The sequence below is a fragment of the Exiguobacterium sp. s22 genome (assembly GCF_018617455.1).
Taxonomy (GTDB): Bacteria; Bacillota; Bacilli; order Exiguobacteriales; family Exiguobacteriaceae; genus Exiguobacterium.
The window spans coordinates 83,397-102,044 of record NZ_JACSKD010000007.1 but is presented as its reverse complement, the minus strand read 5'-3'; the positions used below and the strand labels follow the sequence as shown (position 1 = coordinate 102,044).

The following is an 18,648-nucleotide window of genomic DNA, read 5'->3' as shown; positions in this document are numbered from 1 at the left end:
AAGTGATGAATGGATTAAATAACCCTATGAGGTATCGACACTATGGAACAGATTAGCACGCATGCAACGAGTCACAATGGATTTTTGATGATGCTCGCCTTCTTCATTGCCAGCGTTTCTGCCTTGATGGCGCTTGAATTAGCGAAACGGGTCAAAGGAGGTTTGACATCTTCTCATCGTATTTGGATTTTGTTTGGAGGTACCACGCTAGGTCTTGGGATATGGTCCATGCATTTTGTGGCCATGCTCGGTCACGCTTCCTTACATGAAAGCACCTATTCCATCTGGCTCATTATCGGATCGATGATTCCGGCAATCGCTGGATGCATTCTGTCGTTTGGTTTGATTTCTCGCAAGACGACATGGATGTCCTTACTGCAATCTTCCGGTTTGATGGGATTCGGGATTGTCAGCATGCATTATATTGGCATGAAATCCATCCAAGGTGTTCAATTGGACTTTGATCCCTCATGGGTATTGGTATCCATCGGCATCGCATGGGGCACTTCCTTCCTCGCCTTATGGGTTGGTTTCTTTTCGTCCTACGCTACGGCACGGACATCCTTGCCCGTGAAACTGATGTTCTCTCTTTTGATGGGAACAGCGATCTTCAGTATGCATCTTACCGGAATGCAAGCAACAACCATTATTCCGGATGCCTCACCCGTGAGCCGAGTCCCGATTGACCCGACCTTACTCGCATGGCTCGTCACAAGCATCGTGTTTCTTTTGTTCGGGATGTACTTGATCGCCTATACGCTAGACCGCCAAATTCAAAAACGAGATCTCTTCCAAACGACGATTTTAGAGTCGACAACGGATGCAGTGGTGACGACAACAGGTGACGGTGAAATCCAATATCAAAATCAAGCGTTCGCTCACTTATTCGAGGGATATGCGACAGAACCTTTTTTTCAGGATTATCACCCTTTATTATCAGTTCAACAGCCGTTCCACCAGCCAATACAGATTGAAACGAATCAACGCACGTTAGAAGTGACGTCTTATCCACTTCAAAATGACTCGAACAATCAGATCCTCTGGTTCATCCGGGATGTGACCAAAACGGTCGCTTCCCAGCGTCTGATTGAACATATGGCCTTTCACGATGCGTTGACCGATTTACCAAATCGTCATAAACTCGATTCCCTCTTACAAGAGAGCGTCTCACAGGAGCGCTCGGTCGCCTGTTTATACATCGACGTGAACCGTTGGCGTTTCCTAAGCGATATCCTTGGGCATCACGGAGCGGATGAGTTAATTATTCAAGTCGCCGAACGTCTCAAATACACGATTCACATGGACGATGTGTTGACGCGAATCGGCCCATCCGAGTTTATCATCTTACTGTTCGCGCAACGAAGTTCACTCGCTCACCAAAAAGCAGAGAAATGTATCAAGGCGATTTCATCTACGTTCGATGTGGATGGCACGACACTCGAATTGACGATGAGTGCCGGAATCAGTCATTATCCGAAAGATACACATTCCCCGAATGAATTGATTCAATTCGCTCGTTTGGCTGCCCATGAGTCTAAACGTGACGGGAAGAACAAAATCAAGACGTTTGAAGAGTCGTCTCGTCCTCAAATTTTTCGTCATATCGAGATAGAAAAAGCACTCGTTACCGCATTGAGTAAAGATGAGCTCACACTCGTCTATCAACCGAAAATCGATTTGAAGCGGAATCGATTAGAAGGCGTGGAAGCGTTACTTCGATGGCAACATCCGAAAATCGGAAAGATTGACCCGTCTGACTTTATTCCGATTGCAGAAAACACGGGGTTAATTCATTCAATCGGCAATTGGGTGATTCGGGAAGGCTGTCGTACTTGGGTACGTTGGCAACGTAGCGGAATTCGTCCATTTACGTTATCCCTAAACGTCTCCCCGCTCCAATTCGCGCGAGAAGACTTTGTCGATACGCTACAGTCCATTCTATTAGAGACAGGGATGGACCCGATGTATCTCGAATTGGAAGTGACCGAGTCTTCGATGCTTTCATACGAGGCCTCGACCCGGGAGAAACTGACGCAGTTGCATCAACTCGGGATCCTCATTTCTCTCGATGATTTTGGGACCGGCTATTCTTCGTTCAGCCAACTTCGGGAACTTCCTGTGCAAGTATTAAAAATCGATCGGTCGTTTATCGAGAACCTGTTCACCGACCGCAATCAAGAGGCCATCGTCCGCTCGATGATTCAACTCGGTCACAACCTTGGTATGAAAGTTCTAATGGAAGGCGTGGAAACATCAGCTCAACTCGAATGGTTACTCAAGGAATCCTGTGATTATGTACAAGGTTACTATTTCAGTCGCCCCTTGCATGAGACAGACGTTCCACTTCACGTAAAACAAACAACGACCTATCTCGAGTTCGGGAAACACTAAAAAAATCGCTTCTGTCACCTGACAGAAGCGATTTTTGATTACGACACGCGTTCTTTTTCTTCTTCTCGAATCAAATGATATTGGTCGAGAATCAACTGGGTCAACGTGTCCCCTTCATGAAGATGAAGGTATTTTTCAATCGTTGATGAGATGCCGTGTTCTTCGATCGACAAGTTGAGTTCTGACGATTCCGAATCCTCTGGGTTGTAGTAATGAAGGGCTGCCGCAATCCCGTAAGCGAGTTCGTTCGGCTCGATGCCGTTATCCATCAATTCACGTGCCGGCTTGACGAGACGGTCGCTCGGTCCGAGTTTACGAATCGGTGAACGGGCCACACGCGACACTTCGTCCTTCAATTTCGGGTTTTCAAAACGCTTGATGATCTTTTGAATGTATCGGCTATGCTCTTTCGCCTCGAATCCGTATTTCTCAAGCAATAACCAACCTGTCTCATATAAAGCACCTTGAACGACTTGACGCACACGGCGATCTTGTAGTGCTTCGTCAATCGTCGACTTCCCGAACAAGGAACCGATATAAGAAGCAATCGCGTGTCCCGTATTGACCGTGAATAATTTCCGTTCGATATACGGTCCAATCTCTTCAACCCATGTCACACCTTGAATCGGTGGTTGTTCGTTGAGCCCTTGTGTCTCGATGACCCATTCATGGAACGTCTCGACTTCCACGTAAAGTGGATCCTCATGTTGTTGAAGGGGAACGATGCGGTCGACTGCTGCGTTCGGGAAGAAGACATTCGCTTCCCCGACACCACCACACGCCTCTACTTCTTGGCGAAGAATCGCACTCCCACCAATCATGTTCTCACATGCGATGACATAGACCGGTGCATCTTCGACTTCACGAGCACGAAGTCCTTCGCTGATCAACGGTGCCACTTTTGAGAGAAGTGACGGCCCGACAGCCGTCGTCACGAGATCTGCTTCTGCGATCAAGTCCACGACCCGAGCTGGTTCTTTCAAACTGTTGACACCTCGTACCCGGTCGACGACGACACGATCGACGCCGTCTTCCGCGAACCCGACCTCATAATGACGTTTTGCCTCAAGCGCTTCGATGACCGTATCATTGATGTCGACAAACGTCACCTCGTAACCGCTTTGGTTGAGCAACAATCCGATAAAGCCTCGTCCGATGTTCCCTGCCCCAAAATGAACAGCTTTCATTTACGCCACCTCTTCCATGAAGAGCGCCAAGATTTCTTCTTTGGTCTTCGCCTGAACAAGGCGCTCTACATTGCTTTCGTCCGAGCAGAGAATTGCGATTTGCGAAAGGAGCTCTAAATGTTCATCATTCACGCCTGCAATTCCGATGACGAGTTTGGCCGTCTGCCCCCCAAAGTCGACACCGTCTGGTACTTGCAGGAACGAGATCCCCGTCTTCTGAACCGCTGATTTCGCTGCTTCTGTACCGTGTGGAATGGCGACGTGATTTCCGATATAGACGTTTGCGATCGCTTGACGTTCATGCATCGCTTCAACATACTCCGGCGTCACACAGCCGGCGTCTTGTAGGACGGCTCCGGCTGCTGTGATCGCTTCCTCTGTCGTAGCGAATGATTGGTTAAGTCGAATCATCTCTGTTTGAATGAATGGCATTTTAATTTCCTCCTAATGGCTAAACCGTGTCTCTATCTGTTCTGAGTTCAAGAAATTTTGCTGCGTTCCGCTTTAATTTCTTCTACCAATTGGTCGTAGTAGTCGGCGTTCAAGAAGTTTGTGACCGAACGATGAATCGCATTCGGTGCTTGTGCTTCCGCACGCTCTGTTAAATCTTCGTGTGTGATAACAAACTGGGCATCTTTCGGCAAGTTGCTGATCGACGTGTTCGTTACCTTAATTGGCAAGTTCGCTTTGTTGACCTTGTTTCGGAGAACCGATGCCCCCATAGCACTTGATCCCATCCCTGCGTCACAAGCGAAGATGATATGGTCCACTTGATCAAGACGATCTGTCACGAGAGCTGATGCGTAAGACTGTTTACCCTTCATCGCGCTCACGTTTTGTGTCGCTTCTTCGAGTGATACTTCCTCTGCTGCGCTCGATTTCAAGATGACGCTCGCCACAGCGAATGTGACCGTTGCTGACAAGAGAATCCCTGCCACGAGGCCGAGGTACGAACCGCGTGACGCCATCGCGAGAATGGCGAAGATACTACCTGGTGAAGCCGGTGCGACGAGACCGACATCAAAGAGTACGAACGTGAAGATCCCTGTCGCCCCCCCTGCGATCATCGCAAGGATTAAGACTGGCTTCATCAATACGTATGGGAAGTAAATCTCGTGAATCCCACCGAGGAAATGAATGATCGCTGCACCCGGTGCCGTACGTTTCGCTGCGCCTTTGGCGAAGAACATATATGCGAGAAGTAATCCAAGACCTGGTCCTGGGTTCGCTTCAAGTAAGAAGAGAACTGATTTTCCAGCGTCTGCGACTTGATCGACACCAAGCGGGCTTAAGATCCCGTGGTTGATGGCGTTGTTCAAGAAGAGAACTTTTGCTGGTTCGATGAACAGACTTGCGACCGGAAGCAATTTCGCGCCGACGATCCAGTCAACACCTGCCGCCATGACTTTATCGAGGGCACTCATGATCGGACCGAAGATTTCGAATCCTCCAAGCATGAGAAGTCCACCGATGATTCCCACTGAGAAGTTGTTGACGAGCATTTCAAATCCTGCTTTAACTTTGCCTTCAAGGGCACGGTCGACTTGGCGGATGACATAACCACCGAGTGGACCCATGATCATCGCACCGAGGAACATCGGAATGTCTGTTCCGACGATGACCCCCATCGTGGCGAGTGCCCCGACGACACCGCCTCGTACGTCGTGAAGTAATTTACCACCTGTGAAACCGATGAGTAATGGTAAGAGATAGGTGATCGTTGGACCAACGAGTTCTGCTAAGTTTTCGTTTGGCCACCATCCTGTCGGAATGAAGAGTGCTGTGATAATCCCCCAGGCAATGAAGGCACCGATGTTCGGCATGACCATCCCACTGAGGAAACTACCGAATCGTTGAACTTTGACTCGGACCCCGCCCGAGCTCGCTTGCGTATTCGCCATGTATAAAACCTCCAGTCGTTTAAATGTGAAAGGTTGAATGTGTAGTGTAGCTAACCGGTTTGTGCTCTACACCCATATTGTATGTCTAGAGTAAGCGCTTTCTCAATTCAATCCAGTTCACACTTTGGCAACATTTTGTGCCAAATAAAAAAATGACCATGGTTCGGTCATTTTTCGTACAACGTCTCGTGAATCATTTTCTTCATGCATTCGTGCAGGAGTAGACGAAGGTCTTCTTTTGTTCCCGTGCTGTATAGATGCATATGCTCCTCACTCTCAATGAGTGATCCACTGATGGCGCTCAAGAACTGAAGCTCGACATCCCGTGCTTCTTCCGGCGCAAGCAATACAAGGAGACGTGTCACGGGTTCGGTCGACTGATCCATCATAAGAAGCGGAATCGGTGTCGTTAAATCAAACGCGAACACACTCGCCTTCTCAATCGAGGCATGTCGTCCGTGGAACAATGCCAGTTTCGTACCCGGCACACCAAGACCCGCGACCTCGTGACGACGCAGCAGTTGGGCTGAGAGCTGGATCCCGCTTTGTACGAGATCACGTTCTTCTAAATGTGTACCGATATCAAGCAAGATATCTTCTAAACGGTCCGTGTTGTTAAGTGTGACCAAATCAAACTGGTCATCCATACGTTCAAACGTCTCCACGAGTTCCCCAAGTTCGGCAAAATCAAGCATCGTTGAACGAGGCTTCGTTACGAGTGTCTGAAAGGATTGTGGTAATGACAACAAGAGGTGACGGACGCGTTGCACTTCTTCACTCGTCAACAGCGGATTGACGATTAACGTCGGCACCGCTAGCGGTGGCAACGGTACGGTCGACAAGATGACATCATATTCTTCAAGTCGATGCTGTTCGAGTCCGAATAGAGACGAGTTGACGACATCTTGCATCTCTGGGAACTCTTGACGTACACGGTTGACGAGCATCTTCGACGAACCAAGTCCGGCCGAACAGACGACGAGCGCCCGATATTCACGACGGCGCACCGGTTTGACGAGTGCTGCCGCAAAGTGCATCGCCCAAAAGACCGTCTCTTCTTCGGAGAACGTACTCGTTCCAAAGACGATGTCGGCAGCCTGTTGAATGGCCGAACGAAGCCCCGGATAGTCCCGGTCGATATGAGGCTTGACCGTACTCGTTTCCGGCAAAGCCTGCGTGTTCATACTCGAGAGGATGTGCGCGAGCAGTCCCCGTTCGAGAGCCGCGTCATCCGTAAAGGTAAACCCGTAAATGAGCGAGACGTGATGAATTAGTTTATGCACCCGAATCTGCATGATCCAGCGTTCTTCCTCGTCTTCTTTCATCTGATCTTTAATTGAGCGCAGACGGTTCGCTTCCTCAGCGAACCAGACTCGTTCCGCCATCGAGTAAGTGATGCCGAGTGCCTTTTCCATATCTGTGGCGACTTTCAAATAGTCCTCGGACCGTCCTTTTGTATACATTTCTAAAAAGAATCCGGCCGCTAACCGCTCTTGTTGCACGCCGTAAGCGAACGTGACCCGCATGATGGTGCGGTCATCCATCCGCTCAAACGAGTGCGATTTTAAATAATCATAGCCGTCTCGAAGACCTTCAAGCATCTCTTCGCATGGAACAGTCTTCAAAAAAGCAGGAATGTAGTCATCTTCTCCGCGAACGAAGCGGTAAAATGCGAGCGTGTCCCAGTGAGCAAGCAGCGCGTTGATGAGTAGTTTACGCTTCTCGGACTCATAGCCGAGCACTCTAGCTCCGACTCCTTTTTTCCGCTCAACTTCTAGGTGATACTCTTCAAACCATCGATCTAACTTCTCTAAGTCTTGTGTCAATGTGCTCGGCGAGACGTGCATCTGTTTGGCGACCGCCTGCAATTTAAGCGTATCGTTCTCAAATAAGAGGCGCCACGCGAGCTCAAATAAGCGGTCCTCGCTCGTCGGGATCGCTTCTGCGGATAAAATGAGGTCTTCTCGTAATTGCTGCTTCGCAGACGGTTTGCCAACCAGGCTCAGTCCATGCCCACGTTGCCAAGCGAGCTCGAGCTCAAACTCTTTTAAGATGCCTTCAAGTAATTGTCGTTCCCGTTGAATCGTTCGCTCAGACAAATTCACCGCCTGCGCGATTTCGGCGAGCGGTGTCGATGTCTCGGTTGCCAATAAGTGTAGTAAAATCGAACGCTCTCGTGCGCTCCACTCATGTCTCATGCTCATCCATCCATTCTTCGACAAGTAGTCGGTATTCCTCGAGCGACAGGAGTTGTCGGACTGACCGGACACGTGCGGTCGGATGGGTGACCGGGGTCGCCCCTTCCTGATAGAGAATCAAATCCACCTCATTCGGGATGTTTTGAATCGTTCCGTGCGTAATCGTACAAGACAAGCGCCCCTCGCTTGCCTGTGCGAACAACTTCGCCGCCATCGCACTTGTCACAAACCCGCTATGGCAAGCAATGTATACGTTCATGTCAGCCCTTCTTTCGTCGCTTATCTTTATCTAATCATAAGTTGGAACCGCTTACTTCTCCTACTATTTTGCTTGTTGGCAAAGATATCGGCAAGCAGTAAAAAGCACCTCTCCTAAAGAAAGGTGCCTTACACTGTGTTCAGTTTATTCCACTGTCACCGATTTCGCCAAGTTACGTGGCTTGTCGACGTCACAACCACGAGCGAGCGCCGCGTAATATGCCATCAACTGAACCGGCAATACGTTGATGAGCGGTGCTAAGAGTGGCTCGACATGTGGCAAGATGAAGTCATCGTTCTCATGTTCGACGCCTTGCATGGAAATGATACAGGCGTTCGCGCCACGGGCGACGACTTCTTTGACGTTCCCACGAATATTCAAGTTCGTCTTCGGTTGCGAGATGAGCGCGATGACCGGTGTCCCGTCTTCGATCAACGCGATCGATCCGTGCTTCAGTTCCCCGCCCGGGTAGCCTTCCGCTTGAATATATGAGATTTCTTTTACCTTGAGTGCCCCCTCAAGACAGACCGACGCATCGAGTCCACGTCCGATGAAGAACGTGTTTGGTGTCGTCTTCAAATAACGTTCCGCAAGGTCTTCGAACAACTCTTTTTGCGCCATGATCGAGTCCATGATGGTCGCAACACGAGCGAGCTCTGGCATCAGGTCGAACGGTAATTCTTTCCCTGTCGCACGGGCGATGTCATATGCGAGAATCGCAAGAACAGCGATTTGCGCCGTATACGCTTTTGTCGATGCGACCGCAATCTCTGGTCCGGCGTGAAGAAGCATCGTCTCGTTCGCTTCACGCGACAATGTCGATCCCGGTACGTTCGTCATGGTAAGTGCTTTGTATCCGCGTTTCTTCACTTCGACGAGGACAGCACGGCTGTCCGCTGTCTCACCAGATTGTGATAAGAAGACGAACAACGGACGTTCACTTAAGAGCGGCATATTGTAGCCGAATTCAGACGAGACGTGCACTTCTGTCGGAATGCCGGCGATGCGCTCCAAAATATCTTTTCCGACGAGTCCGGCGTTATAGCTCGTCCCACATGCGACGATATAGATCCGGTCCGCTTCCGATACGAGCTCGCGCACGCCTTCTGTGAGTTCGATGTCGCCGTTCTCGTTCTGGTAATGCTGGATGATGTTGCGGATGACGGCCGGTTGCTCGTCCATCTCCTTCAACATGTAATGCGCGTACGTGCCTTTCTCGATGTCTGACGCATCGATCTCGGCCGTGTATGGCGCGCGTTCGAGCACGTCACCGTCGAGCGTCTTGATCGTCGCCGACTCACGTGTGAGGATGACGATCTCGCCATCGTGGAGCTCGAGATACTGGTCCGTCACCTGGAGCATCGCCATCGCGTCTGATGCGACGACGTTGAACGTGCCGTCACCAAGTCCGACAAGGAGCGGTGACTTGTTCTTGCCGATATAGAGGCGCTCTTTGTCCTCTGAGTCGATCATCGCGATCGCATACGAACCGTGGAGGTCCGAAAGCGTCTTGCGGAACGCCGCCTCGACGTCGCCGAGCTCGACAAAGTGTTTCTCCATGAGCAAGACGATGACTTCCGTGTCCGTCTCTGAAAGGAACGGAGCGTCGAGCGTGGCTTTCAATTGTTCGTCGTTCTCAATCACGCCGTTATGCACGAGCGTGAAGCGTCCTGTCGTACTTTGATGCGGGTGGGCGTTCGGTACGCTCGGTACCCCGTGTGTCGCCCAACGCGTATGGCCGATTCCAATCGTTCCTTCAGCATCAGCCGGTACGATGTCACGGAGTGCTTGAATTCGTCCTACTTCTTTGAACGTACGAACGTCCTCGCCGACTAAGGCAATTCCTGCTGAATCATAGCCACGATACTCGAGCTTTTCAAGCCCTCTCAATAAAATTTCTTTCGTTCCAACTTGTCCGATCATCCCTACGATTCCACACATAAACAAATCTCCTCTATGCTTCGATTTCTCGAAAAAGGAAACGGGCTTTTTTGAGTGATGTCATCAAGTCTCGTTTTGTCCGCCCGGTCACCCGAACGTTTTATCAAGACTCTCTCAGTCGTGACACGCGACTGGAAGGCATCCGCCGAAATCTCGATCACCTTCGTCCTCGTCAACTCCGTAGAGTTCTGGCGCTTTTATCTCATACCTAGCCGTTTCTCCAGATACGCTTTCATGCTATCGAGTGCGAGGCGTGTTGGATAGAGAAATCGTAAAAACCGTCATTCAATACTTTTTTACCGTTCATGTAAAAGTCACCACTTTCACTAAAAAGCCATCAATGTATCAGGTTTTCGAGTAGGGAGAGAACGGGCATGATACAAGTAACGAGTAAAGAAATGAGGGGACACACATGGGTGGTATCTTCCTATTGATCGGCATACTGTTATCCGTCTTATCCAGGTGGCTCGAATTTGAAGGGAATTACACGTTAGGGGACGTCATGTTGTTTCCTGCGATCTTCTTCATGGCGATGGCATTTTTCTGTAGTTTTCCTTACTTCAAAGAGTGGTGGGAAGACCACTCCACCCGTAAGAAAGCATTATTATTTGTGATTTTTGCCGCAGTCGGCATTCTTTGTCTGCAAGCCGCTTTCTGGTTTGTCGTTTGGCGCGATCAATGGCTCGGACTTCTTCTCCTTCTTCCCTTTGCGGCATGTGTGGGGTTCATCGCTCGGTTATTCAAATAAAAGGAGGATGCGCAATCGCACATCCTCTTTGTTAATTCACGGTGAAGTCAACCATCACACCGTAATGATCACTCGGTATAACGTTCTTACTCGTTCGTACGTCTCCAAATACATCGACATGCTGAACCTCGATCTCACTCCATTCCGAACGGAACAGAATCCAATCATATCGTTCAGGCTGCTCGAGATGGGAAGATTGCAAATATGGATTGTGCTTTACGTCTAACGTCGGGCGTGCCTCTTCGCCAACAAACATAATCACGTCCGACCACCCCCCATCCGATAAATCTTGATAGATAGAGGATTGAGGATTGTCATTGAAATCTCCACATAACACCTCGACCGATTTTTGGCGTCCTTTGTGTAACCAACCTCGCACCGCTGCCATCTGACGTTCTCGAATCGACACGGAACGCCAATTCAGATGTACGTTCGTGAGTCCCCATTCCTGACCACCGAGCGTAAACGTCACTCGGGTCGCACAAAAGTTTGACTCTTCCACATCCTCTTCCCAAATCGCTTCAACTGATGATAAGGGAAATTTACTCAAAAAAGCGAGTCCTTCGTCCGGGGAGTCAGGATAAGGATGAAAGACGCAGAACGGATAACCCGTCGTTTCCGAAATGTCATGAGCCACACTACCTTCTTCGTAAGAACGGACTTCTTGTAGTGCAATCACGTCCGCATCGATTCGTTTTACTTCTTGGCAAATCGCTTCGATTCGTTTTTGCCATGACGTGTCATGGTTCCAGATGTTATATGTCGCAATCCTCACTTCATGCTCCTACTTTCTCGAGTGAGTCACGCACTCCCCCATTTTTGTTCTTCTTTTAACTCTCGTTCCGTGACATAGTTCTCATCAAGTCGGACCATATGTTGTTCATACAATCGATGCATCATTATAGAACTCGGTATGAGCACTGCAATCGTTATAAAGAAAGCGAGTGTCGAAATCTGCCCTGTAACGGTGAAGTATAAAAAGACGATCACAAGTGGGTACGTAACTAAACCGGTGATTGAGTTCCAATGCGCGAGTCGTTTCGCCTCTCTCGATGTCAGATAACGTTTCTTGATTGCTTCTCGGTCCCATGTCTTCTTCCATGCAGGTAAGGCAGCGATTTCCGAAATCACCAATACACCTACTAACGAAATCCACCCTTTCTCTACAGCGAAGAAAAGCATGAGTGCGAGTGCACCGCTCATCATACTGGTAGTCCACTTTCCCGATTCATCAAATGTCGTCAACTCTCTCATCTGCTCACGTTTGTTCACGACGTTGCTCCTTTTCGTATTCGCGGACTTCACGAATCTCTTTTAAATCTTGATCCGTCAAATAGTTCTCATCATAAGACTGAATGACGCGGTCAAAGCGCTTCGCCAAATATTCAATCCCGAAAAACGTCAGCTGCGAAAGGAGGAACACACGGAACGATTGTGGACCTGTCGCTTCACTCGTGAAGTAAAAGAGTCCGTAAATCCCGACCCCCGTCAAGGCGAGCGTGTGTGCCATCATTTTGAATGATAAGAGGTTACGTGCCTTTTGATTCGTCACAAAACGCAGCCACATCCGATATCGGATAAATACACTCGTCAGAATTGCGGCAAGTGCCACATATAACGATCCCGTGATCACCCCACCTGAAAGCGTCCAATATGAGGCGTAAATCAAAAAACTGACGACGAGCCCGATGACGATGATGCCAACACCCCATCCGGTCCAACGGTCTACTTTTAAAATCGTGTCGATTTGCGCTTTTACTTTTGGTGATAGTTCCATATGTTCTCTCCTCCTTCCAACACTTCTTCATACGTCGGTAGTTCTGACTGATGAGCATGAATCCGCTCTTCCCACTTTTTCTCTCGATACGATTTCGTCAACCCCCAAAGGGCGACAATCCCACCGGTCAGGATGAAAGCATCTTCGTTCACATACATCGGGATGAAGAGCACAAATAACGAAACAGCACTAATCCAACAGTCAACGAGTCGATAGCGTAACACGCGAGCGACCGCTTGATGTTCGGCAAAATGGCGAATGACTCGATATTCCATATATCCTTTATAAGCCATGCCCATCGATACGACCAACATGACCGGGATGACCCACATCGCCTGTGTCCGCAACATCACGATGAACGAAATCAAGAAAATGACGAGTACGGGCCAACCAAAGAACCGCTCGAACTGTTTGGCATGCGTTACTGTGAGTTCAAATGGACGATTCATGCGAGACCCTCCCTTCAATCACTTCCTCATACGTCGGTAATTCCGGATCGATTTGTTTAAGTTGCTTCGTGAACCACTTTTGCCGAGTCGGACTGAGTAGTCCCCATATCCCAAAAAAGAGACCGATCATAAGACCAAAATCTCCCGCTGTCAGCAGCGTCACCATAAGAGCCGTCAACAAAATCGCATCCACCCATTCGAATACGTATTGGAATATAAGCATTCGATGCGCCTTCGGATGTTTTGTCATTCGCCACATGATACGCATCTCTTGATAGCCCATCACGACGATGATTAAGGAGACCGAACCCATGATGGGAATGAGCCACATTTTATCTAATAAGAGAGCGACAATGACGGCCGTGACATAAAGAATCAAGTTGGGTACGGCATACCGTCGCATTCGTCGCATCCACTTTACGTCTTGCTCCACCTAGATCGCCTCCTTGTAAAATTGATACTCTCTACATCTTGTCGTTTTGTCTGCGTCTCCACGTTCCATGTCCATAGCATCGCACCACCAATGAATACCGTGACACATACATACGCCACGTTTGAGGTAAATAAGAATTGATGATTCAATGCGAGAAAGAAGGCAACACTGTTGATCCCGTCCCGAGCAAGCTGACGACGATATAACCCTTTCAATTCTGGTTGAAATGACAGGCGCATCCGATAACGCTTCACATATAAGATGTTCAACGGAATGAGTGTACAGGCGATATACAGGACGCCCCATGTAAGGTCATCCGTCCTCCATAAACTGATGGGAAACATGAGCACCACCAATGTTCCAAATATGCCGAAGATCCATTGCTCGAATAAACGTTTCCATGCCTTTTCTTGCGTTATGCGTTCATTCATCTCTTCAACCGTTGTTTCTCGGATTGATCCACCAAAGGCATGCGTTCTCCGAATTGTTTTTGGAAAGTCTGACCGAACACCATCCACAAGGTGAGAACAACAAAAATTGTCAATGTGTCAACTTGCATAAAGAGAAGCGCCACCGTGATCACAATGAGGATTGCTGAATCCACTAAATCGTATATGAGTTCCCATTTTAGAGACTTCACTTTATTTTTTTCGCTTTCATGCGTTCGATGTTTCTGATACTTGCTAACATCTATCCCAATCATCGCGATTCCGACAACAATGAGTGGAACTGTCAGCCCTACATTACCTTCGAAGTATGACACTGCAAGCGCCATGATTATGAACGCAAACGAGGTATATTTTATTCGAAGTGGTGACTTCCACCATGTATCTCCTTGTACAAATCGATTTTGATTGTTCACTTAACAAACACCCTTTCTTTACAGGATCTACCTTTCTTATACGCAATCTCCTCCTATATTGTTTCACATTTTCCGAATATTCTCGCAATGAATCGTTCGACTTTTTTCAACAATTGATAAATGAAACGTATCCGCTTACAAAGGTTATCTGCTATACTGTTAGCAAATTCATTCCCACAAATTTTTTTGAAAGGTGTAGAACTGTATGTCTCCGAAGTACAAGCAAGTTGCGAGTCAGATTGAAGCGGACATCGTCAATCACGTCTACCAACATACGAATAAATTATTGACCGAGGATGAGTATGCCAATAAATATGGCGTCAGCCGCAATACGGTCCGAAAAGCGATCGAAATCCTCGTCAACAAAGGATACGTCTATCAAGTTCAAGGGAGCGGCGTCTTCGTCCGTGACCATTACAATAGCGATTACATCAATTTAGAAAAGCTCCAAGGTCTCACAAGTGACTTCAGCGGTCGAAAAGTTGAGACGCGCGTCTTACACTTCGAACAGACGGTCGCGAACGATGAGGTCGCCGAACGTATGAAGTGCCCGATCGGGACGCCCGTCTACTTCGTGAAACGTCTACGTCTCGTTGATGATCATCCGTTCTCGGTAGAGGATTCATACTTCCGAAAAGAGCTCGTCATCTACTTGGATGAGAACATCGTCCAGAAGTCGATCTATACGTACTTGCGAAGCGATCAAAAACTTGCGATTGGATTCGCCGACCGAGTCATTTACGCAGACTTTTTAGATTCAGAGTCCGCCGACCTGCTCGACCTGAACGAGAATGACCCTGCACTAATCGTCGACAATACCGTCTATTTGACAAATGGACAAATCTTCGACGTCTCTCGTTCCATCCATCATTTTAAACATGTCAAAATGCTCAAAGTCTCGAACATCAAGTCCTAAACGCGCCCGAGAGATGCTTTTCTCGCGCGCATTTTTTATGCACTTTTTCGAAAAGTAAGGGTTTACACGAAAACGCTTTCGTGCTACTATCAACGTGTAGAAAATATTTGTACCTATGAATTTTAGTTATCCATACAAAAAGGAGAGATATTATGGTTTCTGAAACAATCGAGATCTCACCGGAAGATATTTTCGGTCTCATCGCCCTCTCGGGTGACGCCAAAGCGAGCTACCATCAAGCGATGCTCCTCATGCAAGAAGGAAAGAAAGAAGAAGCCGAGGCGGCAGTCGTTGCTGGTGACGCGACATTAAAAGAAGCACATGCGATTCAAACGAAATTCGTCACGCTCGAAGCACAAGGTAAATCGGCAACGGTCGGTGTCCTCATGGTGCACGCGCAAGATCACTTGATGAACACGATTCTCGTCAAAGAAATGCTTGGATATATGATGAACATGCAAAACGAAATCAACGAATTGAAAGGAATGAATCAACAATGATTAAAATCGGACTCTTCTGTGCGGCAGGTATGTCAACAAGTATGTTAGTAGAAAAAATGAAAGCGGTTGCCTCTGAACGTGGCATCGAAGCTGAAATCGCAGCTTACCCAGAATCAGAGATGGAAACTTACGTCGACAACATCGACGTTGCACTTCTCGGACCACAAGTGAAGTACCTCCTTTCAAAAGGGAAGCAAATCTGCGAACCAAAAGGTGTTCCAATCGACGTCATCAACACAGTCGACTACGGCATGATGAACGGTGCAAAAGTATTAGACCACTCATTGAAACTTGTAAATAAATAATCTGAGGTGATGACTTTGAAAATGCCTAACAATTTCTTGTTCGGCGCCGCTTCGGCCTCTTATCAGGTCGAAGGCGCATGGAACGAGGACGGGAAAGGCCTCTCGAACTGGGACGTCTTCTCGAAAATTCCTGGTAAGACATTTGAAAACACAAATGGCGACGTCGCAGTCGACCATTACCATCGTTACAAGGAAGACATCGCGCTCATGGCAGAGATGGGACTCGAATCGTATCGCTTCTCCATCTCATGGCCGCGTATCTTCCCGAACGGTACGGGTGAAGTGAACGAAAAAGGACTCGAGTTCTACAACAACTTGATCGACGAATGTTTGAAATATGACATCGTCCCATTCGTCACACTCTACCATTGGGACCTTCCACAAGCACTTGAAGAAAAAGGCGGCTGGAAGAACAAAGAGACGGTTGACGCATTCGTCCGTTTCGCGGATACTTGCTTCCAATCGTTCGGTGATCGTGTCAACCACTGGATCACATTCAACGAAGCGGTCATCTTCTGCTCACTTGGATACTTAACAGGCGCACACCCACCAGGCATCGAAGGCGACGTCAAAGGTTATTTCCAGACGACGCATAACGTCTTCGTCGCTCACGCCCGTGCCGTCGAGCTCTTCAAACAAAACGGTCACACTGGCGAAATCGGGATCACACACGTGTTCAACCCGGCGTTCAGTATCGACGACGCAGAAGAGAACAAGTTTGCTGAAATGCATGCGAACGCTTATGCGACACATTGGTTCTACGACCCGATCTTAAAAGGTGAATATCCAGAGTACGTCGTGAACGGCTTAAACGAGCAAGGTCTTCTCCCTGAAATGACGGAAGAAGAACTCGACGTCTTGAAACGTACCGCTCCGATGAACGACTTTATCGGTCTCAACTACTACAGCCCACAGCGCGTCATGAAAAATGACTCAGCGCTCGTCATGGCTGGTGGACGTGAGAACTCGACAGGTCGCCCGGGTAACCCATCGTTCGATGGCGTCTACAAGACGGTCAAAATGGACGACAAAGTGTATACGAAGTGGGATTGGGAAATCTCACCCGAAGCGTTCCTCGATGGGATGCACATGTTAAAAGATCGTTACGGCGACGTCAAAATCTATATCACAGAGAACGGTCTCGGTGATGTCGACCCGATCGTCGACGGTGAAATCATGGACACGCCACGAATCGAGTACATCGAAGGTCACCTTCGTGCAGTCAAACACGCTGTTCAACAAGGCATCAACGTTGCCGGTTACTATGCTTGGTCTGCAATCGACCTTCTCAGTTGGTTGAACGGTTACAAGAAACAATACGGCTTCATCTACGTCGACCACAACAACGGGCTCGCACGGAAGAAGAAACAGTCGTTCCACTGGTATAAAGAGATCATCGCCACGCGCGCTGAAGACCTATAAGGAGGTTCCCCTATGAGCCGCTTAGAAAGAGTATTTGAAAAGTTCACCCCTGCTTTTGTTCGCTTCGCGAACGCCAAGCCCGTCCTCGCAATTAAGGACGGGTTCATCCTCACGATGCCGATGACCATCATCGGATCGCTGTTCCTTCTCATCCTGGCGTTACCGATTCCAGGTTGGGCTGACTTCATGTCAGGTCTATTCGGGGCAGACTGGTCACTCCCGCTTACGCAAGTCGTCGGCGCGACGTTTGACATCCTTGCTTTGATCGGTGTTTTTGGAATCGCTTACTCGTACGTCAAGAACGAAAAAATTGAAGGCGTACCAGCTGGTATCCTTGGAATCATCTCGTTCCTCATCATCACACAAGCTTCTGTCTTGTCTGAATCTGGGGAATTCGTCGGTGGCGTCATTCCAAAAGTATGGACAGGTGGACAAGGTGTCCTCGCTGCCATCATCGTCGGATTGACAGTCGGATTTATCTACTCGCAGTTCATCAAACGCGGAATCAGCATTAAAATGCCAGACGGTGTCCCACCAGGCGTATCGAACTCATTCTCTGCACTTGTTCCTGGTTTGGCAATCATCTCGCTCGCCGTTGCAACGTTTGCGATTTTCCAAGCGGTTGCAGAGCGTACGTTCACAGAAGTCATCTATGATGTGCTTCAAGCACCGCTTCAAAACTTGACTGACACACTCGCTGGAGCCGTCATCATCATGGTGCTCATGTCGGTCATGTGGTGGTGTGGAATTCACGGTGCCGCAATCCTCATGGGAATCATGGGACCACTTCTCACAGCGAACGCGCTTCAAAACCAAGCTATCCTCGATGCTGGTGGTACGCTTGTCGCTGGCGAGAACGCAAAAATCGTTACGATTCAATTCCTCGACGTGTTCACGAAACTCGGTGGATCAGGGATTACAATCGGTTTCATCATCGCGACACTGATCGTCGCTCGTTCGGCACACTTGAAGCAGCTTGGGAAGCTATCACTTGCCCCAAGTATCTTCAACATCAATGAGCCGGTCATCTTCGGGATGCCGATCGTCTTCAACCCGATCATGTTCGTCCCATTCGTTGTCGTGCCAGCTATCGCTTCATTCATGGTGTACTTTGCCATCCTTTGGGGTTGGGTCGAGCCGTTCAACGCGCTTCAAGTACCATGGACGACACCTCCAGTCATCTCTGGTTTCTTGATTGGTGGATGGCGTGCTGCACTCTTACAGATTGCAACGATCGCCATGGCCGTTGCCGTTTATCTTCCGTTCGTTCGCATTCAAGACCGCGTCTCGTACGGTGAAGAATTGAAAGCACAAGAAGAAGCAGATAAAGCATCAGCCTGAAACAAAAACGACAGCCCT

At 48.6% G+C, this 18,648-nt stretch carries 20 protein-coding genes; 7 read left to right on the top strand and 13 right to left on the bottom strand.

What is annotated here, in order from left to right; genetic code table 11:
* Positions 1–42: 42 nt before the first annotated feature.
* Positions 43–2,391, top strand: a complete 2,349-nt coding sequence (locus KNO94_RS12130) for a bifunctional diguanylate cyclase/phosphodiesterase (RefSeq protein ID WP_214780048.1) — start codon at positions 43–45, stop codon at positions 2,389–2,391.
* A 38-nt stretch (positions 2,392–2,429) separates the two neighbouring features.
* Here the strand turns inward: KNO94_RS12130 and KNO94_RS12125 are convergent, their stop codons facing one another.
* The 6 genes from KNO94_RS12125 to glmS all read right to left on the bottom strand — a co-directional run bounded on the left by KNO94_RS12125 (position 2,430) and on the right by glmS (position 9,877).
* On the bottom strand, positions 2,430–3,578 hold the full coding sequence (locus KNO94_RS12125) for a mannitol-1-phosphate 5-dehydrogenase (RefSeq protein ID WP_214780046.1): 1,149 nt from the start codon (positions 3,576–3,578) through the stop codon (positions 2,430–2,432).
* On the bottom strand, positions 3,579–4,010 hold the full coding sequence (locus KNO94_RS12120; protein ID WP_214780044.1) for a PTS mannitol transporter subunit IIA: 432 nt from the start codon (positions 4,008–4,010) through the stop codon (positions 3,579–3,581).
* Between the two features lie 47 nt (positions 4,011–4,057).
* A complete protein-coding gene (locus KNO94_RS12115) occupies positions 4,058–5,479 on the bottom strand; it encodes a PTS mannitol transporter subunit IIBC (RefSeq protein WP_214780042.1) in 1,422 nt (473 codons plus the stop codon).
* A gap of 167 nt (positions 5,480–5,646) precedes the next feature.
* Positions 5,647–7,677 carry a BglG family transcription antiterminator gene (locus tag KNO94_RS12110; RefSeq protein ID WP_214780035.1) on the bottom strand — a complete coding sequence of 677 codons (2,031 nt, stop codon included), beginning with the start codon at positions 7,675–7,677 and terminating at the stop codon, positions 5,647–5,649.
* A complete protein-coding gene (locus KNO94_RS12105) occupies positions 7,667–7,936 on the bottom strand; it encodes a PTS sugar transporter subunit IIB (RefSeq protein WP_074034712.1) in 270 nt (89 codons plus the stop codon). The genes KNO94_RS12110 and KNO94_RS12105 overlap by 11 nt, the downstream gene beginning before the upstream one ends.
* A 144-nt stretch (positions 7,937–8,080) precedes the next feature.
* Positions 8,081–9,877, bottom strand: coding sequence for a glutamine--fructose-6-phosphate transaminase (isomerizing) (glmS, locus tag KNO94_RS12100; RefSeq protein ID WP_214780033.1), 1,797 nt, complete (start codon positions 9,875–9,877; stop codon positions 8,081–8,083).
* A gap of 412 nt (positions 9,878–10,289) precedes the next feature.
* Between glmS and KNO94_RS12095 the strand changes: the two genes are divergently transcribed.
* The gene (locus tag KNO94_RS12095) at positions 10,290–10,625 is read left to right on the top strand and encodes a hypothetical protein (protein ID WP_214780031.1); all 336 of its coding nucleotides are present in this window, start codon (positions 10,290–10,292) and stop codon (positions 10,623–10,625) included.
* Between the two features lie 31 nt (positions 10,626–10,656).
* Here KNO94_RS12095 and KNO94_RS12090 read toward each other — a convergent pair whose 3' ends face one another.
* Genes KNO94_RS12090 through KNO94_RS12060 form a run of 7 tightly spaced genes read right to left on the bottom strand, consistent with a single transcriptional unit; the run spans position 10,657 to position 14,059 of the window.
* Entirely contained in the window at positions 10,657–11,400 is a 744-nt protein-coding gene (locus KNO94_RS12090) for an endonuclease/exonuclease/phosphatase family protein (RefSeq protein ID WP_214780029.1), read from the bottom strand.
* A 26-nt stretch (positions 11,401–11,426) separates the two neighbouring features.
* Entirely contained in the window at positions 11,427–11,897 is a 471-nt protein-coding gene (locus tag KNO94_RS12085) for a hypothetical protein (RefSeq protein WP_214780027.1), read from the bottom strand.
* Entirely contained in the window at positions 11,884–12,402 is a 519-nt protein-coding gene (locus KNO94_RS12080) for a hypothetical protein (RefSeq protein ID WP_214780025.1), read from the bottom strand. The genes KNO94_RS12085 and KNO94_RS12080 overlap by 14 nt, the downstream gene beginning before the upstream one ends.
* The gene (locus KNO94_RS12075) at positions 12,381–12,851 is read right to left on the bottom strand and encodes a hypothetical protein (protein WP_214780023.1); all 471 of its coding nucleotides are present in this window, start codon (positions 12,849–12,851) and stop codon (positions 12,381–12,383) included. Before KNO94_RS12075 ends, KNO94_RS12080 begins: the two co-directional genes overlap by 22 nt.
* Positions 12,835–13,284, bottom strand: a complete 450-nt coding sequence (locus KNO94_RS12070; RefSeq protein WP_214780021.1) for a hypothetical protein — start codon at positions 13,282–13,284, stop codon at positions 12,835–12,837. Before KNO94_RS12070 ends, KNO94_RS12075 begins: the two co-directional genes overlap by 17 nt.
* Positions 13,269–13,715 carry a hypothetical protein gene (locus KNO94_RS12065; protein ID WP_214780019.1) on the bottom strand — a complete coding sequence of 149 codons (447 nt, stop codon included), beginning with the start codon at positions 13,713–13,715 and terminating at the stop codon, positions 13,269–13,271. Before KNO94_RS12065 ends, KNO94_RS12070 begins: the two co-directional genes overlap by 16 nt.
* The gene (locus tag KNO94_RS12060; RefSeq protein ID WP_214780017.1) at positions 13,712–14,059 is read right to left on the bottom strand and encodes a hypothetical protein; all 348 of its coding nucleotides are present in this window, start codon (positions 14,057–14,059) and stop codon (positions 13,712–13,714) included. The genes KNO94_RS12065 and KNO94_RS12060 overlap by 4 nt, the downstream gene beginning before the upstream one ends.
* A 292-nt stretch (positions 14,060–14,351) precedes the next feature.
* Between KNO94_RS12060 and KNO94_RS12055 the strand changes: the two genes are divergently transcribed.
* From KNO94_RS12055 to KNO94_RS12035, 5 genes are all read left to right on the top strand, one after another.
* Positions 14,352–15,062, top strand: coding sequence for a GntR family transcriptional regulator (locus tag KNO94_RS12055; RefSeq protein WP_015880673.1), 711 nt, complete (start codon positions 14,352–14,354; stop codon positions 15,060–15,062).
* Between the two features lie 152 nt (positions 15,063–15,214).
* Complete coding sequence (locus KNO94_RS12050) at positions 15,215–15,562, top strand: PTS lactose/cellobiose transporter subunit IIA (protein ID WP_214780015.1); 348 nt, start codon at positions 15,215–15,217, stop codon at positions 15,560–15,562.
* A complete protein-coding gene (locus KNO94_RS12045) occupies positions 15,559–15,867 on the top strand; it encodes a PTS sugar transporter subunit IIB (protein WP_015880671.1) in 309 nt (102 codons plus the stop codon). Before KNO94_RS12050 ends, KNO94_RS12045 begins: the two co-directional genes overlap by 4 nt.
* Before the next feature lie 15 nt (positions 15,868–15,882).
* On the top strand, positions 15,883–17,289 hold the full coding sequence (locus KNO94_RS12040) for a GH1 family beta-glucosidase (protein WP_214780013.1): 1,407 nt from the start codon (positions 15,883–15,885) through the stop codon (positions 17,287–17,289).
* A gap of 12 nt (positions 17,290–17,301) precedes the next feature.
* Positions 17,302–18,630: a PTS sugar transporter subunit IIC gene (locus KNO94_RS12035; protein ID WP_214748622.1), complete on the top strand. Its 1,329-nt coding sequence runs from the start codon at positions 17,302–17,304 to the stop codon at positions 18,628–18,630.
* Positions 18,631–18,648: the final 18 nt, after the last annotated feature.

Bases quoted from the DNA above. Each gene is read 5' to 3' on its own strand.
- KNO94_RS12130 (WP_214780048.1), top strand. From the start codon at position 43: ATGGAACAGATTAGCACGCATGCAACGAGTCACAATGGATTTTTGATG.
- KNO94_RS12125 (WP_214780046.1), bottom strand. From the start codon at position 3,578: ATGAAAGCTGTTCATTTTGGGGCAGGGAACATCGGACGAGGCTTTATC.
- KNO94_RS12120 (WP_214780044.1), bottom strand. From the start codon at position 4,010: ATGCCATTCATTCAAACAGAGATGATTCGACTTAACCAATCATTCGCT.
- KNO94_RS12115 (WP_214780042.1), bottom strand. From the start codon at position 5,479: ATGGCGAATACGCAAGCGAGCTCGGGCGGGGTCCGAGTCAAAGTTCAA.
- KNO94_RS12110 (WP_214780035.1), bottom strand. From the start codon at position 7,677: ATGAGACATGAGTGGAGCGCACGAGAGCGTTCGATTTTACTACACTTA.
- KNO94_RS12105 (WP_074034712.1), bottom strand. From the start codon at position 7,936: ATGAACGTATACATTGCTTGCCATAGCGGGTTTGTGACAAGTGCGATG.
- glmS (WP_214780033.1), bottom strand. From the start codon at position 9,877: ATGTGTGGAATCGTAGGGATGATCGGACAAGTTGGAACGAAAGAAATT.
- KNO94_RS12095 (WP_214780031.1), top strand. From the start codon at position 10,290: ATGGGTGGTATCTTCCTATTGATCGGCATACTGTTATCCGTCTTATCC.
- KNO94_RS12080 (WP_214780025.1), bottom strand. From the start codon at position 12,402: ATGGAACTATCACCAAAAGTAAAAGCGCAAATCGACACGATTTTAAAA.
- KNO94_RS12075 (WP_214780023.1), bottom strand. From the start codon at position 12,851: ATGAATCGTCCATTTGAACTCACAGTAACGCATGCCAAACAGTTCGAG.
- KNO94_RS12065 (WP_214780019.1), bottom strand. From the start codon at position 13,715: ATGAATGAACGCATAACGCAAGAAAAGGCATGGAAACGTTTATTCGAG.
- KNO94_RS12060 (WP_214780017.1), bottom strand. From the start codon at position 14,059: ATGGCGCTTGCAGTGTCATACTTCGAAGGTAATGTAGGGCTGACAGTT.
- KNO94_RS12055 (WP_015880673.1), top strand. From the start codon at position 14,352: ATGTCTCCGAAGTACAAGCAAGTTGCGAGTCAGATTGAAGCGGACATC.
- KNO94_RS12050 (WP_214780015.1), top strand. From the start codon at position 15,215: ATGGTTTCTGAAACAATCGAGATCTCACCGGAAGATATTTTCGGTCTC.
- KNO94_RS12045 (WP_015880671.1), top strand. From the start codon at position 15,559: ATGATTAAAATCGGACTCTTCTGTGCGGCAGGTATGTCAACAAGTATG.
- KNO94_RS12035 (WP_214748622.1), top strand. From the start codon at position 17,302: ATGAGCCGCTTAGAAAGAGTATTTGAAAAGTTCACCCCTGCTTTTGTT.